This window comes from Serratia ureilytica, from assembly GCF_017309605.1.
Classification (GTDB): Bacteria; Pseudomonadota; Gammaproteobacteria; order Enterobacterales; family Enterobacteriaceae; genus Serratia; species Serratia ureilytica.
This window is the reverse complement of the sequence record NZ_CP071320.1, coordinates 2,717,547-2,732,799: the sequence shown is the minus strand read 5'-3', so window position 1 is coordinate 2,732,799 and position 15,253 is coordinate 2,717,547. Positions and strand designations below refer to the sequence as shown.

Sequence of the window (15,253 nt, the reverse complement as noted above, 5' to 3'; positions counted from 1 at the left end):
TCCTTAGCGATGGCCGTACACGCGCGGCTGCGTGTAGTGGTCGATTAACGGGACGGTGATGTTGGCGAGCAGCACAGCAAAGGCCACGCCGTCAGGGTAGCCGCCATAAACGCGGATCAGCCAGACCAGCACGCCGATCAGCGCACCGTAGATTAAACGGCCCTTCGGCGTGGTGGAGGCGCTGACCGGGTCGGTGGCGATAAAGAACGCGCCCAGCATGCTGGCGCCGGAGAACAGGTGGATCAGCGGCGAAGCCTGATGCGCCGGATCGAGCCACCAGGCCAGACCGGAGCAGAAGGCGATAGCGGCCAACATGCTGAAGGGTATCTGCCAGTGGATCAGGCGGCGCGCCAGCATAAACAGGCCGCCGGCCAGAAAGCCGAGGTTGACCCACTGCCAGCCGATGCCCGCCAGCGCGCCGCCGAACAGCGGCTGCTGCAACACTTGTTCAACGCTGTGGCCGCTGCGCAAACCGGTTTTGAAGCCGTCGAGCGGTGTAGCCTGGCTGATGCCGTCAACGCCCATCTGCAATTCGTGCAGCGTCGCGCCCTGAGCGGTATGGCCGCTGAAAATGGCCAGCAGCGTGTCGTGGAACGACAGTGCGGTGGCGCGTAGCTCATCCGGCGGCAACCAGCTGGTCATCTGCACCGGGAAGGAGATCAGCAGCACCACGTAACCGACCATCGCCGGATTGAACGGGTTCTGCCCAAGGCCGCCGTACAGCTGTTTGGCGATGACGATGGCGAAGAAGGTGCCGATGACGATCATCCACCACGGGGCCAGCGGCGGCAGGCTGATGCCGAGCAGCAGCGCGGTCAGCAGGGCGGAGTTGTCCGCCAGCCGGCTGCGCACCGGCAGCTTGCGCAGCCTGAGGATCGCGCCTTCTGCGGCCAGCGCGACGATCGCCGCCAGCGCCACCTGAATCAGCACGCCATAACCGAAGAACCAAATCTGTGCTGCGATGCCGGGAATGCAGGCCAACATCACCCACAGCATAATGCGGCTGGTGCTTTGCTGGTTGTGGGTGAACGGCGAGCTGGCGATGTGTAAGCCTTTGGCGGCTGTGGGTGATACCGGCCTGAACTTCATAGAGTAACGATACCTTCTGCGCCGCGCCTGCGGCAGTTTCGATGCGCCGAATTGCGGGCGCGGCAAAAATAATAGCCGAGCATTCTACCTGATTCGATGCGAGGGTAATACGCCTTAATGATAGGGGTATTCGGCTTTTCGCACCCGTTGAGATCGGCGTGGCGCGATTTGATTTTTTTTTGGCCGGAAAATGGGCTAACGTGAGGAATTGTCTGTGGAACTTGTGCCGCCATCGCCCCTGAGAAATGGGGTAACCGTATGAATGAAATATCATTTTTGTCCAGATTTCCGCACAAAATAACAACTTTCACATAATACGTGTAGGTTACTATCGCGAACATTATTGAGTCAGTGAATCCATAATAATGACAAATGAAGACATTTTTTTTATTGAAGAGCTAATTGAGTGGGTGGAGATACATCTGGAGAAACGGCCAAACCTGGATGAAGTTGCGCGTATTTCGGGCTACTCCAAGTGGCATCTGCAGCGTAAATTCAAGCGTATTACCGGCATTCAACTCGCCACCTATATCCGCTCGCGCATCTTGACGCGCGCCGCGGTGGCGCTGCGCATCACCCGTCGCTCCATCATCGACATCTCCGATGAGCTGGGCTTCGACTCGCAGCAGACCTTTACTCGCATGTTCAAGCAGCGCTTCGGCACCACGCCCAATCGCTACCGCTCGATGGAGCACTGGGACGTGAAAAACCTGATGCCGCGCTTTAACTTCGAAGCCAGCTACGGCGCGGGATATTATCCGGAAGTGAAGCGGCTGACGCTGCCCGAGATGCAGCTGGTCGGCTTCTCGCGCCGGCTGGATTTCGCCTCCGAACAAGAGCTGGAGTACGCGTCCTGCATGGCGATGAAGGACGAGATTTTCAATGACTTCTTCAAGGGGTTGCACGTCGACTGCCGGCGAATTTACAGCATTTATTGCCCGCAGGCCGGGAAAGGCGACGAGCTGTCGTCCACGCTGGTGATGGCGGTCGATCCTGAACATAAAAAGGACATTCTTTCCAATCATCAGATAGACACCATCCATCTGCCGAGCCGCGAGTTTATCTCCATCAACCATAAGGGCACGGCGAAGGAGTGTCTGCAGTTTTTCGGTTATCTGGTGTCGCATGTGATGCCGGGGCTGAAGGATAAGGTGCGCGGCAGTATGGAAATGGAGATCATTCAAACCAAAGAGTGGAACCCGGAGTCCAAACTGCGTCAGATTGAAGTGGACTACACCTATCTGATCTCTATCGATTAAACGGCGCCCGGCGTAGGCCAGGCGCCGCCGTCATCATTTGTCTTCCGTTTCCGCCGCCAGCGATTCTCTGGCGGCTTTTTTGGCTTTGGCGCGGGCGATAGCCGCCGCGACCGCCGCCTTGCGCGGATCTTCTTCGGCGTCAGCCGGAGCCGGTTCTGTCTCAGCCGGAGCGTCCGCCTGCTGCGCCGCTTTTTTGGCTTTGGCGCGGGCGATAGCCGCCGCGACCGCCGCTTTGCGCGGATCTTCTTCGGCGGTAGCCGGAGCCGGTTCTGTCTCGGCCGGAGCGTCCGCCTGCTGCGCCGCTTTCTTGGCCTTCACGCGAGCCAGGGCGGCGGCGACTGCCGCTTTACGCGGATCTTCTTCGGCGGTAGCCGGAGCCGGTTCTGTCTCGGCCGGAGCGTCCGCCTGCTGCGCCGCTTTCTTGGCCTTCACGCGAGCCAGGGCGGCGGCGACTGCCGCTTTACGCGGATCTTCTTCGGCGGCAGCCGGAGCCGGTTCTGTCTCAGCGGGAGCGTCCGCCTGCTGCGCCGTTCTCTTGGCCTTCACGCGAGCCAGGGCGGCGGCGACTGCCGCTTTACGCGGATCGTCCTCTGTCGCGGCATGGGCGGTGATGTCTGCGGCCGGTGCCTCTTTGCGCGCCTTCACGCGGGCCAGCGCCGCGGCCACGGCGGCCTTACGCGCGTCGTCGCCTGAGGTTGCCGGCGAGGCTTGTTCCGCTTCGGCCGCCAACTGGGCGCGCCGTTCACGCGCCTGCGCTTTACGCGCTTCGCGGGCGGCGATCATCTCGCTGTTGTCCGGCTGCTGGCCGTCGACCGGCGTAACCGCCGCTTCGGCATTCTTGCTGCGTACGCGCGCCAGTGCGGCCTGTACCGCCCCCTGATCGTCGTCGGTCAGTTTGACGGCGGCCTTTTTGTGCCGCTCTTCGCGCGCCAGTTTCTCGCGCTCCAGACGCGCCAGCTTGGCCTCGTAACGCGCCTTGGCCTCGGCGGTGCGCGCCGCTTCCAAATCGATAGCCTTGATTTCGGCCTTTTCCTGCCGGTAGTACTGCACCAGCGGAATGTTGCTGGGGCAGACGAACGCGCAGGCGCCGCATTCGATGCAATCGAACAGGTTGTGGTTGCGCGCCTTGTCGTGCTCCTGCCCGCGGCTGAACCAGTACAGCTGTTGCGGCAACAGCCCGGCAGGGCAAGCGTCCACGCACAGGCCGCAGCGGATGCAGGATTGCTCGGGTTCCTGCGGCGTCATTTCATCCACCGTCGGCGCCAGAATGCAGTTGCTGATCTTGACGATCGGCACGTTCAGCGCGGGCAGGGTAAAGCCCATCAGCGGGCCGCCCATCACCACCATCTGCTGCGCCTGCGGACGGAAACCGACGAAATCAAGCAGGTGCTGCACCGGCGTGCCGATGCGTGCCCACAGGTTGCCAGGGCGCTCGACCGCCTCGCCGGTCAGGGTCACCACGCGCTCAATCAACGGTTCGCCGTCGACGATCGCCCGCTTGATGGCGAAGGCGGTGCCGACGTTTTGCATCAGCACGCCGATAGCGGAGGAGTGCTTGCCGTGCGGCACTTCCTTGCCGGTCAAAATCTTGGTCAGCTGCTTGGCGCCGCCGGACGGGTATTTGGTGGGAATGACGCGCAGGGCAATGCCGGTCTGGCCGCGCAACGCCTGTTTCAGCGCCGCGATCGCCTCTGGCTTGTTGTCTTCAATGCCGATCAGCGTGACCTTGGGCTGCAGAATGTGTTGCAGGATCTGCGTGCCTTCAACGATCTGATCGGCATGTTCCTGCATCAGGCGATCGTCGGCGGTGATGTAAGGCTCGCACTCGGCGGCGTTGAGGATCAGCGTTTCCACGCCGCTCATGCCGCCTTGCAGTTTACTGGCGGTCGGGAAACCGGCGCCGCCCAGACCGGCGATGCCGGCCTGATGAATACGTTGAATCAGCTCCGCGGCGGGCGATTGGCGGTAATCCGCCACCGGCTCGCGCTCGCACCAGCGGTCTTCGCCGTCTGCCTCGATAATCACGCACAGCTCCGACAGCCCGGAAGGGTGAGCGGTGATGTGCGGCGTGATGGCGCTAACGGTGCCCGAGGTCGGGGCGTGCACCGGCACGGTGCGCCCGCGGCCGACGGTCAGCGGCTGGCCTTTCAACACCCGATCGCCGGCGTTGACGCACAGTTCGCCTTCCGGTCCCAGATGCTGCTGCAGCGGAATGATAAAGGTCTTGGGCAGAGGGGCGACACGCAGCGGCGCGCCGCTCGACTGAGTCTTCATTTCCGGTGGATGGATCCCGCCGTCGAAATCCCAGATCCGGTCTTTTTTAAAGGCGGCGAACAGATTAAGCATGTTGCTCCACGTGGATCACTTGCACCGGGATCGTCTTCATGTCCCACTTCCAGTTGGCGGTGGTGGTGGCGACCGGTCTCATTTCAATACAGTCGGTAGGGCAAGGGGCGACGCACAGATCGCAGCCGGTACAGAGGTCGGTAATGACGGTATGCATGGCGCGGGTGGCGCCGACGATGGCGTCAACCGGGCAAGCCTGAATGCACTTGGTGCAGCCGATGCAGTTGGCCTCGTCGATATAGGCCACTTTACGCTCCGGCTCGGCGGCGGCTTCGCTGCCCAGCGGCTGCGGCTCCACGTTGAGCAGCTCCGCCAGTTTCAGCATCACCTGTTCGCCGCCCGGCGCGCATTTATTGATCATCTCGCCGTTGGCCACCGCCTCGGCATAGGGGCGACAGCCGGGGTAGCCGCACTGGCCGCACTGGCTCTGTGGCAGGATCGCGTCGACCTGCTCGGCGACCGGATCCTCTTCCACCTCAAAACGGCGCGCGGCGTAGCCCAGCACCAGTCCGAACAGCAGCCCGAGCGCGCTCAAAGCCGCGATAGCTATCCACAACGCAGTCATTAGAATTTCACCAGCCCGGTAAAGCCCATAAAGGCCAGCGACATCAGCCCGGCGGTGATCAGTGCGATCGAGGAGCCGCGGAACGGCGCCGGCACGTCGGCCACCGCCAGACGTTCGCGAATGGCGGCGAACAGCACCATCACCAGCGAGAAACCGGCGGCGGCGCTGAAACCGTAAACGGCGGACTGCAGGAAGTTATAACCGAGGTTGACGTTAAGCAACGCCACGCCCAGCACCGCGCAGTTGGTGGTGATCAGCGGCAGGAAGATGCCCAGCAGGCGGTAGAGCGCCGGGCTGGTCTTGCGCACCACCATCTCGGTGAACTGCACCACCACGGCGATCACCAAAATGAAGGAGAGCGTGCGCAGGTACACCAGGTCCAGCGGAACCAGAATAAAGGTGTTGATCACCCAGGCGCTGACGGAGGCCAGCGTCATGACGAAGGTGGTGGCCATTCCCATGCCGATGGCGCTTTCCAGCTTCTTGGAAACGCCGAGGAACGGGCACAGGCCAAGAAACTTCACCAGAACGAAGTTGTTCACCAGTACGGTGCCGACAAACAGGAGCAGGTATTCGGTCATTGCGATGCCTAAAAAAATAAAAGCCGCCTATTATCGGGAATCGGCGGCCGGACGACAACATATGAATCGCAGGGGTATTGCCTTTTTTGGTGAAAATTTACACAAATCACCCAATAAAACGTGCTGCAATCGCCTTTAACGTTCGGTAAAGGTCCCTTTGACCCGCTGCGAACGCTTGATGTAAGGCACCAGCAGCGCCGCCATCAGCAGCGGCCAGCCGAGGCTGCGCACCGCCACTTCATCCGGCACCGGCGCGAAGGCGAAGGCTTTCACCGCCAGGATCACCGTGATCAGCAGCCATAACAAGAACAGTTTAGGGAAGCGCTGCGACCGCTGGCAAAACAGAAACACCAGCCACAGGGTGAAGCCCCACATCAAGAGCGTGGTCAACACCGAAAAGTACCATTGCAGGGTAAACGCCTGGGCGTTGGTCAACAGATAGTCGCGCGACTCGGGCATGAAGATCGCCATGGCGTACAGGAGCAGCATCAGGCTGGCGCTGAGCAGGGTGACGATCAGATAGGCCAGCGGGGCCAGCAACCAACCGCCGATACGAGAGTATTCAGCTTGAGACATAAAACGGCTTCCTGATTGAATCGGGGATCACAGGCGGCATAGCTTAGCGGGTAATACCGGCTTCGTCATCCCTATCAACCGGATAGCTCGGCGTCGCGGGGCCGGGCCGCACGTTTGGCTACTCCGACCCCGCTTCGAATTAACATCTCATTTACTTCTTGTTCCAGCCGTCCGCATGGTGTCAAATCGAAAGGGTCTGTCGTGAGCCTGCAAGAGGAAATCCCATGGCTGAGAAAATTCGTGTCGGGCTGGTCGGTTACGGCTACGCCAGCAAAACCTTTCATGCGCCGCTGATCGCCGGTACGCCCGGGCTGGAGCTGGCCGCCGTTTCCAGCAGCGATGCCGGCAAAGTGCGCGCGGACTGGCCGTCGATGACGGTGGTGGGCGATGCGCAGGCGCTGTTCGCCGATCCGGCCCTCGATCTGATCGTGATTCCTACCCCCAACGATACCCATTTCCCGCTGGCGCAACAGGCGCTGGCCGCCGGCAAGCACGTGGTCGTGGACAAACCGTTTACCGTGACATTGTCACAAGCTCAGGCGCTGCAGCAACAGGCGCAGCAGAGCGGTTTGCTGTTGTCGGTGTTCCACAACCGTCGCTGGGACAGCGATTTCCTGACCCTCAAAGCGCTGCTGAACGACGGTTCGCTGGGCGAGGTGGTGTACTTCGAGTCGCACTTCGATCGTTACCGGCCACAGGTGCGTCAGCGCTGGCGCGAACAGGGCGGCGTCGGCAGCGGCATCTGGTTCGATTTGGGGCCGCATCTGCTCGATCAGGCGCTGCAACTCTTCGGCAAACCCGAGCGGCTGTTTGTCGATCTGGGTGAGCTGCGGCCGGGGGCGCAGGCGGTGGACTATTTCCACGCGCTGCTGAGCTATGGCGATCGCCGTGTGGTGCTGCACGCCAGCATGCTGGCGGCGGCGGAGAGCCCGCGCTATGTGGTGCACGGCACCCGCGGCAGCTATGTCAAATACGGCCTGGATCCGCAGGAAGACCGGCTGAAGGCCGGCGAACGCTTGCCGCAGGCCGACTGGGGCTATGACATGCGCGAGGGTGTGGTGACGCTGTCACGCGGCGACCTGCTGGCGGAACAGCCGCTGCTCAATATTCCCGGCAACTACCCGGCTTATTACGCGGCGGTGCGCGACGCGATTGCCGGCATAGGCGAAAATCCGGTGCCGGCCGCCGACGCCATCGCGGTGATGGCATTGATCGAACTGGGGCTGGAATCGGTCCGGCTGCAGCAGGCGCTGCCGGTGGTCTGATCCCGCCCACTTTTCTGTGGCCCGGCGCAACGTCGGGCCTTTTTACGACTCTACGTGCAAGGAAATCCGTTTCATGTCCTGGTTGCAGCGTTTGCGCATTGACAAATTTTTGCTGGTTCTGATTTTGGTGGTGATCGTCGCCTCGCTGTTCCCCTGCGAAGGCATCTGGAAAACCTTCTTTGAACACCTGACCACCGCCGCCATCGCGCTGCTGTTCTTTATGCACGGTGCCAAGCTGTCGCGCGAGGCGATCATCGCCGGCATGAGTCACTGGAAGCTGCATCTGCTGGTGTTCCTCAGCACCTTTGCGCTGTTCCCGCTGCTCGGGCTGGCGATGAACCTGTTGGTGCCGGGCATCATGACGCCGACAGTCTATCTCGGCTTCCTCTATCTGTGTGCGCTACCGGCCACGGTGCAGTCGGCCATTGCCTTTACGTCGGCGGCGGGCGGTAACGTGGCGGCGGCGATCTGCAGCGCCTCGGCGTCGAGCATTCTCGGCGTGTTCCTGTCGCCGCTGCTGGTGGGGGCGTTGATGCATACTCAGGGCGGTAATACCGACGTGCTGCACGCCATCGGTTCAATCATTTTGCAATTGATGGTGCCGTTCGTGATCGGTCACCTGGCGCGGCCATTGATCGGCAAGTGGATCGATCGCCATCGCAAATTGATCAATCTGACCGACCGTTCGTCGATCCTGCTGGTGGTGTATACCGCGTTCAGCGCGGCGGTGGTGGAAGGGATTTGGCATCGCATCGACGGCTGGTCGCTGCTGACCATCCTGGTGATGTCGCTGGTGCTGCTGACGGTGGTGCTGGTGATCAACACCTACGCGGCGCGCTGGCTGGGCTTTAACACCGCCGATGAAATCACCATCGTCTTCTGCGGTTCGAAAAAGAGCCTGGCGAACGGCATCCCGATGGCCAACGTGCTGTTCCCGGCCGCGGCGGTGGGCGCGATGGTGCTGCCGCTGATGATTTTCCACCAGGTTCAGCTGATGGTGTGCGCGGTGCTGGCGCAGCGCTATGCGCGTAAAACCGCTAAACAGCGGGCCGAGGCGGAGGCGCTGGCGGCCAAATAGGCCGCAGGTCGCTAACGGCGGCCCAGCGCGTCGAGCAGAAAGTCGGCGCGCTCGTCCGGTGAGGCGCGCGGCAGCTCTTGCAGTCGATAGCCATAGCGGCGATAGACGGCCACCATCGCCCGGTAGGTCAGCTCGGCTTCGGCGAAAGATTGCTTTCTTTCGCTGTCCTGCGCGTAGATCGCTTGCCACGGCGGGGCGATGAACACCCTTTCGGCATAGCGAAAGGCGCCGATCGCCGCTGTCAAATGCGCGGGGATCGGCAGCCCGCACAGCGTGAGATACCCGGCGATATCCGGCAGCCCGCGATCGAAGAACCAGCATGTTTCCCCCGTTGCTTCGCGCCATGAGCGCAGTTCCCAATCGAGCATCCGCTCGGCGAAGGCCTGGCGATCGCCCCACGGCAGCGCATGGCCGCCGATACTCACCTGATCCTGAATAATCGCCCGGCCGGCCTCCTGCGAGTGCGGAAAGCCGCGGCGATGAAGAACGTCGATGAGCGTGCTTTTGCCCGAACCCGGGCCGCCGGTCAGCACGATGCGGCGTGTTTTGTCAGACATGCGAAATTCCTCTCTTGCGGCAGAGTCATGGGGTAACACAGCGATAAAGACGAGCAGTCGGAAGAAGACTGCGGGGAGAGGGATGAGAAGAAGGCGCCGTTTGGCGCCTGGGGGGATTTAGCCCTGAACTTTGGCGCGCAGCGCCTGTTTTTCCTGCTCGCTGAGGAAGGCCAGCTTCAGGCCGTTTTCCTGCGCGGTGCGGATTTCTTCCGGCGTCAGCCCGGCCTGCGGCGCGGCGACGCGGTATTCATGCTCGATCTCGATGCCCTGAACCGCCGGATCGTCGGTGTTGATCGACGCCAGCACGCCGTGGCGCAGGAAGGTGGCCAGCGGATGCTGCGCCAGAGACGGCACGGTGCTGGTTTGGATGTTGGAGGTCAGGCAGGATTCGATGCCGATGCCGTGTTCCGCCAGGAAGTCCATCAGCGCCGGATCTTCGACCGCTTTCACCCCGTGGCCGATACGTTCGGCGCCCAGCTCGCGGATCGCCTGCCAGATGCTTTCCGGGCCGGCGGCTTCGCCCGCGTGCACGGTGATGCGCAGGCCGGCGTCGCGGGCGCGGTTGAAGTGGTTGAGGAACAGGCTGCCGGGGAAGCCCAGCTCATCGCCCGCCAAATCCAGCGCGGTAATGCCGTCGCGGTGCGCCAGCAATCCTTCCAGTTCCTGCAGACAGGCGGCCTCGCCGAAGGTGCGGCTCATGATGCCGATCAGGCGAATGTCGATATCACGATCGCGGCAGCCCGAACGGATCCCGTCGATCACCGCTTCCACCACGCCGGCGACCGGCAGTTGATGCTTCATCGCCATGTAGTAAGGGGAGAAACGCAGCTCGGCATAGTGCAGGCCGGCGTTGGCGGCGTCCTCGACGTTTTCGTATGCCACCCGGCGGCAGGCGTCCAGATCGCCCAGCACCGCCACGCCCCAGTCCAGTTTCTGCAGGAAGCTGACCAGATCCGGTTCGGCATGGGTGATCTGCACGTGCGGGCGCAGGCTCTCCAAATCGTTGGCCGGCAGGGCGAGGTTGAACTGGCGGCCGAGGTCGAGAATGGTCTGCGCGCGGATGTTGCCGTCGAGATGGCGGTGAATATCGGTAAGCGGTAGGCGGGGATCGATCATGCTGGGCACTCGCTAATTATCGTAGGTAAAGTGCAGAACAGTATAAAAACAAATGGATGAAACTTGCCATCGCGTTGCATAAAAAAGTGACTTACATCACAAATAATGCGAGGTGTATCGCATTTTCGTCGTGAATCAGGCTTTCAACACGCTGACGCCCGCCTGCTGCAACGGCGCGATCAGCGCGTCATCGGTAGCCCGCTCAACGATGATGGTGTGCGCCAGCGTAATATCGCCGATCGCATACTGCGAGGCGGCATTAAGCTTGGCGGCGGAAGCCAGCACCACGGTTTCCGCCGCACGGGCCGCCAGCGCGCGCTTGATGTAGGCTTCTTCCAGATCGCCGGTGCTCAACCCCGCAGTGGGGTGCACGCCGGTCACGCCCATAAAATAGATATCGGCGCGAATATGCGACATCGCTTCTACGGCAGCGGCGCCGACGCTGACGATCGAATGCTTATACAGTCGGCCGCCGATCAGGATCACCTCGACGGTGGGGTGATCGACCAGGCCCACGGCGACGCTGGGGCTGTGGGTGACGATGGTGGCGTTGAGGTTGGCCGGCAGTTGCCTGATCAGCTCTGCGGAGGTGGTGCCGCCGTCGATGATCACCACCTGGCCGGGGGCGATCAGCGCCGCCGCCGCTTTGGCGATCGCGCGTTTGGCGCCGGATTCCAATTGATTGCGTTCGGCGAAGCTGGCGATGGCGGAAGAAACCGGCAGGGCGCCGCCATGCACCCGTTGCAGCAACCCCTCGGCGTCCAGTTCGCGCAGATCGCGCCGGACCGTATCTTCCGACAGCCCGAACATCTCGCTGAGCTGTTTGGCCAAGACCTGACCCTCCTGGGCCAGTTTTTCCAAAATGATCTTCTTGCGCTGGCTGGTCAACATGGCCATTTCCTCTCAAATCTGCTATGCACGAAATATCTTGATCATACACGAAACTGCACGATAGTATCAATTTCCTTCCTCTGGCGGAGTAAACCGATGATAGCCACCAAAGACAGGGTTCGCATTGTCGAAACCCGGGTGTTGTCCGATGACTGGTACCTGCTGAAAAAAACCACCTTTGATTTTCTGCGGCGCGACGGCGTCTGGCAGCGGCAAAGCCGTGAGACTTACGATCGCGGTGACGGCGCGGTGATTTTGCTGTTCAACCGGCAGGCGCAGACGGTGATCCTGACGCGCCAGTTCCGCTTTCCGGTGTTCGTCAACGGTCATGACGGCATGCTGATTGAGGCCGCCGCCGGGCTGTTGGACGACGCGTCGCCGGAGGCGCGCATCCGCGCCGAAGTTGAAGAGGAAACCGGCTATTTCGTGCAGAACGTGGAGAAAGTGTTTGAGGCGTACATGAGCCCTGGCTCGGTCACCGAAAAGCTGCACTTTTTCGTCGGCGAATATCAGGCGGGCGACCGCCTCAACGAGGGCGGCGGGCTGGCGGCGGAGGGGGAAGATTTGGAGGTGATCGAGCTGCCGCTGGCGCAGGCCCTGCAGGCGGTTCGTCAGGGTACGATCGTTGACGCCAAAACTATCATGCTGCTGCAGTTTGTCGCCTTGAATCGGACGTTGGAGGAACAACGATGAAAGCCCAACAAATCTTGATCGCCGGCCCTTATCGCAGCGGCACCGATGGCGATCCGCAGCGTATCGCCGCCAATCTGGCGCGCCTCGAACAGGCGGCGCTGGCGGTCTACCAACGGGGGCACGTGCCGGTGATCGGCGAATGGCTGGCGCTGCCTTTGGCGGCCGCGGCCGGTTCCACTCAGGTTGGCGATGCGGTCAGCGAGGCGTTTCTTTACCCGGTGGCTCACCGACTGATTGCGCAGTGTCAGGCGGTGTATCGCATCGAAGGGGCGTCTGCGGGGGCCGATAACGACGTGCGGTTGGCTAACGAATGGGGATTGACGGTCTATCGTCATCTGGAGGAAATTCCGTCTGTTCAGGCGTAACCGAGGGGCGGGCAGAGGCTCGCCCCCTCGCGTTATTTCTCGTCCAGCACAAACTTCAACCCGGCGATCAGTTTGTCCATGCCGGCTTCCAGCTTGCTGCGCGGGCAGCCGACGTTGAGGCGCAGGAACCCGCGGCCTTCTTCGCCGTAGGTAAAGCCCGGCATGATCGCCACCTTTTCACGCTCGATAAGCACCTGCTGCAGCGCCCGATCGTCCACGGCCAGCGGCCGCAGATCGATCCAGGCCAGATAGGTGGCCTGCGGCGGGCGCCAGCCCAGCGCGGGAAACGCCTCCGCCAGCCGTTCGGCGACGTAGGTCAGGTTATCCTGCAGATAGTCGCGCAGGGCGTCCAGCCAGGGTTCACCGCGCCGATAGGCGGCTACGTGCGCCGCCACCGCCAGCACTGCCGGCGAGGAGAGGCCGTCACGGGATTTGAGCTGCTGGAAATAGGCTTCGCGGCTGGCGTCGTCGCTGATAAAGCCGTAGGCGCCGGTTAACGCCGGAATGTTAAAACTCTTGGAGCCGGAGGTCAGTAAGGCCCAGGGGCCGGTCGCCACCTGGCTCCAGGGCGTATGGCGGTGTGCGCCCCAGACCATGTCCATGTGGATTTCATCGCTGATCACGCGCACGTCGTGGCGTTCGCACAGTTCGGCCATCTGCTGCAGCTCTTCGCGGCGCCACACTTTGCCAGTGGGATTATGCGGGCTGCACAGTAGCAGGATCTTGGTCTGCGGCCGCGCCAGCAGCGCTTCGAGGTGCGCCATGTCGCAGCGCCAGTCATCTGCGGCCTTGTGCAGCGGGCAGGCCAGCAGCTGGCGCTGGTTGGCGAGGATCACCTTATAGAAGGCGTCGTAGGCCGGGGTATGGGTCACCACGTAGTCGCCCGGCACGGACCATTGGCGGATCAGCTGCGCCGCCATGTAGATAACGGAAGGGCCGTACACCGCCGTTGTGGTGTCGATAGCGGTGTTGAAACGTTGTTGATACCAGTGGCGCAGCGCGCCGAGAAAATCCTCATGCTGCCAACGGCTGTAGCCCAGCACGCCGTGCTGCAGGCGCTGTTGCAGCGCCTCGAGAATGCACGGTGCGGTGGCGAAATCCATATCGGAGATGGTGAACGGCAGCAGGTCTGCGCTGCCGAAGCGATCGGCGATGTAATCCCACTGGGTGCACCAGGTGCCGTGGCGGTCGATCGGGGTAGAGAAATCAAACATGGGTGGCTCCCTGCAGCGCCGCGGCAGGGCGCGCCGTGGCTATCAGTGAGTCTAATTCATCCTTCACCGATTGCACCTGCGGGCCGATCACTACCTGCAGATTATGGTCGTTGAGATGCACTACGCCGATGGCGCGGTTGGCCTTCAGCGCCGCGTCGTCCACCTGGCTCATGTCGTTGACCGACAGGCGCAGGCGGGTGATGCAGTTGTCCAGCGTAATGATGTTGTCCGGGCCGCCGAGCGCCGCCAAAATCGCCGGCACATTGTAGCCGGATTTGCCCACTGCGCCGCTTGGCGCGCTTTGGGTGACGGCGCCGTCGCTCTCACGGCCCGGCGTTTTGATGTTAAAGCGCCGGATGGCGAAGCGGAAAATGGCGTAATAGCCGACGAACCAGATGGCGGCCACCACCGGCACCAGATACCACTTGGTGGCGGTGCCGTGCAGAATGCCGAACACCACGAAGTCGATAATGTTGCCGTCGGTGTTGCCGATGGTCACGCCCAGCAGCGCCATGACGGTAAAGCCCAACCCGGTGAGCAGCGCATGGATCAGATAAAGGAACGGCGCGACGAACAGGAACAGGAACTCGATCGGCTCGGTGGTGCCGCCGACGACGCAGGCCACCACGCCGGAAATCAACAGCCCCTTGATTTTATGGCGGTTCTCCGGTTTGGCGCAGTGGTACATCGCCAGCGCCGCGCCCGGCAGGCCGCCGAGGAACGCCGGCATTTTACCCTGCGACAGGAAGCGGGTGGCGCTTTCGGCGAAACCGGTGGTGGTCGGGCAGGAGAGCTGCGCCTGGAAGATGGTCAGGGCGCCGCTGACGCTGTGGCCGCACACCTCCATCGTGCCGCCCGCCTCGGTAAAGCGGATCAGCGCCACCAGTATGTGATGCAGACCGAACGGCAACAGCAGGCGTTCGCCGGTGCCGAAAATCATCGGCCCGAAAATGCCGGCGCCATTGATCATGCGCCCCAGGCCGTTGATGCCGGCGGCGAACCATGGCCAGATCAGGGGGATGAGCAGGCCGCACAGGCCCAGCGTCACGGTGGTGACAATCGGCACGAAACGGGTGCCGCCGAAGAAGGCCAGCGCATCCGGTAGCCGGATGGTGTGGAAACGTTCATGCAGCAGATACACGATGATGCCGACGATCACTGCGCCGAGGATGCCGGTGTCGATCGACTGAATGCCGAGAATGTTTTGGATGTTGTTGGCCTTCAGCACCAGCGGATCGCTGGTGGGCAGCACGCCGGCGGCGGTCAGGTAGAAGTTGGTAGCCAGATTCAGCACGGCGAAGCCGACGAAGCCGGAGAAGGCGGCGACGCCCTTGTTGTCGCGCGCCATGCCCAGCGGAATGGCGATGGCGAACATCACCGGCAGGAAGCTGAAGGCGAAGGAGCCTATCTTGCTCATCCAGGTGAAGATCAGCTGGAAGATCGGATGGCCGATAAACGGCATCAGGGTGATCACGTCGCGGCTGCTCAGCGAGCTGCCGATCCCCAGCATGATGCCGCAGAAAGAGAGCAAGGCGACGGGCAACATGAATGTTTTGCCCAGGCTCTGGAAGAACTCCCAGAGGGTGATTTTGGGTTTATTGGCTGCTGACATAACCGACTTCTCCTGGCGAAAAGACGAGCAAAAAGGGGACTTCTGA

Annotated in this window: 15 protein-coding genes; 5 read left to right on the top strand and 10 right to left on the bottom strand. The window is 62.0% G+C overall.

Annotated features, from left to right (window positions below):
• Positions 1 to 3 precede the first annotated feature (3 nt).
• A complete protein-coding gene (gene rsxD, locus J0X03_RS12665; RefSeq protein WP_033652582.1) occupies positions 4 to 1,089 on the bottom strand; it encodes an electron transport complex subunit RsxD in 1,086 nt (361 codons plus the stop codon).
• A 365-nt stretch (positions 1,090 to 1,454) separates the two neighbouring features.
• Here rsxD and J0X03_RS12660 point away from each other — a divergent pair, with 365 nt between their 5' ends.
• On the top strand, positions 1,455 to 2,348 hold the full coding sequence (locus J0X03_RS12660; protein ID WP_046686976.1) for a helix-turn-helix domain-containing protein: 894 nt from the start codon (positions 1,455 to 1,457) through the stop codon (positions 2,346 to 2,348).
• A 33-nt stretch (positions 2,349 to 2,381) separates the two neighbouring features.
• Here J0X03_RS12660 and rsxC read toward each other — a convergent pair whose 3' ends face one another.
• The 4 genes from rsxC to J0X03_RS12640 form a co-directional block, all read right to left on the bottom strand.
• Complete coding sequence (gene rsxC, locus J0X03_RS12655) at positions 2,382 to 4,694, bottom strand: electron transport complex subunit RsxC (RefSeq protein ID WP_160204257.1); 2,313 nt, start codon at positions 4,692 to 4,694, stop codon at positions 2,382 to 2,384.
• A complete protein-coding gene (gene rsxB / locus J0X03_RS12650) occupies positions 4,687 to 5,259 on the bottom strand; it encodes an electron transport complex subunit RsxB (protein ID WP_004938428.1) in 573 nt (190 codons plus the stop codon). Before rsxB ends, rsxC begins: the two co-directional genes overlap by 8 nt.
• Positions 5,259 to 5,840, bottom strand: a complete 582-nt coding sequence (gene rsxA, locus J0X03_RS12645; protein ID WP_004938443.1) for an electron transport complex subunit RsxA — start codon at positions 5,838 to 5,840, stop codon at positions 5,259 to 5,261. The genes rsxB and rsxA overlap by 1 nt, the downstream gene beginning before the upstream one ends.
• Before the next feature lie 135 nt (positions 5,841 to 5,975).
• On the bottom strand, positions 5,976 to 6,416 hold the full coding sequence (locus J0X03_RS12640; protein WP_004938446.1) for a DUF2569 domain-containing protein: 441 nt from the start codon (positions 6,414 to 6,416) through the stop codon (positions 5,976 to 5,978).
• A 224-nt stretch (positions 6,417 to 6,640) separates the two neighbouring features.
• Here J0X03_RS12640 and J0X03_RS12635 point away from each other — a divergent pair, with 224 nt between their 5' ends.
• Together J0X03_RS12635 and J0X03_RS12630 are read left to right on the top strand one after the other, a co-directional pair.
• A complete protein-coding gene (locus J0X03_RS12635) occupies positions 6,641 to 7,681 on the top strand; it encodes an oxidoreductase (protein WP_160204258.1) in 1,041 nt (346 codons plus the stop codon).
• 73 nt (positions 7,682 to 7,754) lie between these two features.
• The gene (locus J0X03_RS12630) at positions 7,755 to 8,759 is read left to right on the top strand and encodes a bile acid:sodium symporter family protein (RefSeq protein ID WP_033640474.1); all 1,005 of its coding nucleotides are present in this window, start codon (positions 7,755 to 7,757) and stop codon (positions 8,757 to 8,759) included.
• Between the two features lie 11 nt (positions 8,760 to 8,770).
• Here J0X03_RS12630 and J0X03_RS12625 read toward each other — a convergent pair whose 3' ends face one another.
• The 3 genes from J0X03_RS12625 to J0X03_RS12615 form a co-directional block, all read right to left on the bottom strand.
• Entirely contained in the window at positions 8,771 to 9,316 is a 546-nt protein-coding gene (locus J0X03_RS12625; protein WP_033642956.1) for an AAA family ATPase, read from the bottom strand.
• A gap of 117 nt (positions 9,317 to 9,433) precedes the next feature.
• Positions 9,434 to 10,432, bottom strand: a complete 999-nt coding sequence (gene add / locus J0X03_RS12620) for an adenosine deaminase (protein WP_019455941.1) — start codon at positions 10,430 to 10,432, stop codon at positions 9,434 to 9,436.
• A 135-nt stretch (positions 10,433 to 10,567) separates the two neighbouring features.
• Positions 10,568 to 11,323 (bottom strand): DeoR/GlpR family DNA-binding transcription regulator, encoded by a 756-nt coding sequence (locus J0X03_RS12615; protein WP_060660765.1) that lies wholly within the window; start codon positions 11,321 to 11,323, stop codon positions 10,568 to 10,570.
• A gap of 96 nt (positions 11,324 to 11,419) precedes the next feature.
• On the opposite strand from J0X03_RS12615, the gene J0X03_RS12610 reads away from it, so the two are divergent.
• Together J0X03_RS12610 and J0X03_RS12605 are read left to right on the top strand one after the other, a co-directional pair.
• Positions 11,420 to 12,016 carry an NUDIX domain-containing protein gene (locus J0X03_RS12610; protein WP_122016359.1) on the top strand — a complete coding sequence of 199 codons (597 nt, stop codon included), beginning with the start codon at positions 11,420 to 11,422 and terminating at the stop codon, positions 12,014 to 12,016.
• Entirely contained in the window at positions 12,013 to 12,381 is a 369-nt protein-coding gene (locus J0X03_RS12605) for a hypothetical protein (RefSeq protein WP_033640470.1), read from the top strand. Before J0X03_RS12610 ends, J0X03_RS12605 begins: the two co-directional genes overlap by 4 nt.
• Before the next feature lie 32 nt (positions 12,382 to 12,413).
• Here the strand turns inward: J0X03_RS12605 and J0X03_RS12600 are convergent, their stop codons facing one another.
• Positions 12,414 to 13,595, bottom strand: a complete 1,182-nt coding sequence (locus J0X03_RS12600; protein WP_046686981.1) for a MalY/PatB family protein — start codon at positions 13,593 to 13,595, stop codon at positions 12,414 to 12,416.
• Positions 13,588 to 15,207, bottom strand: a complete 1,620-nt coding sequence (malX, locus tag J0X03_RS12595) for a maltose/glucose-specific PTS transporter subunit IIBC (protein WP_069100786.1) — start codon at positions 15,205 to 15,207, stop codon at positions 13,588 to 13,590. Before malX ends, J0X03_RS12600 begins: the two co-directional genes overlap by 8 nt.
• Between the last annotated feature and the right edge of the window lie 46 nt (positions 15,208 to 15,253).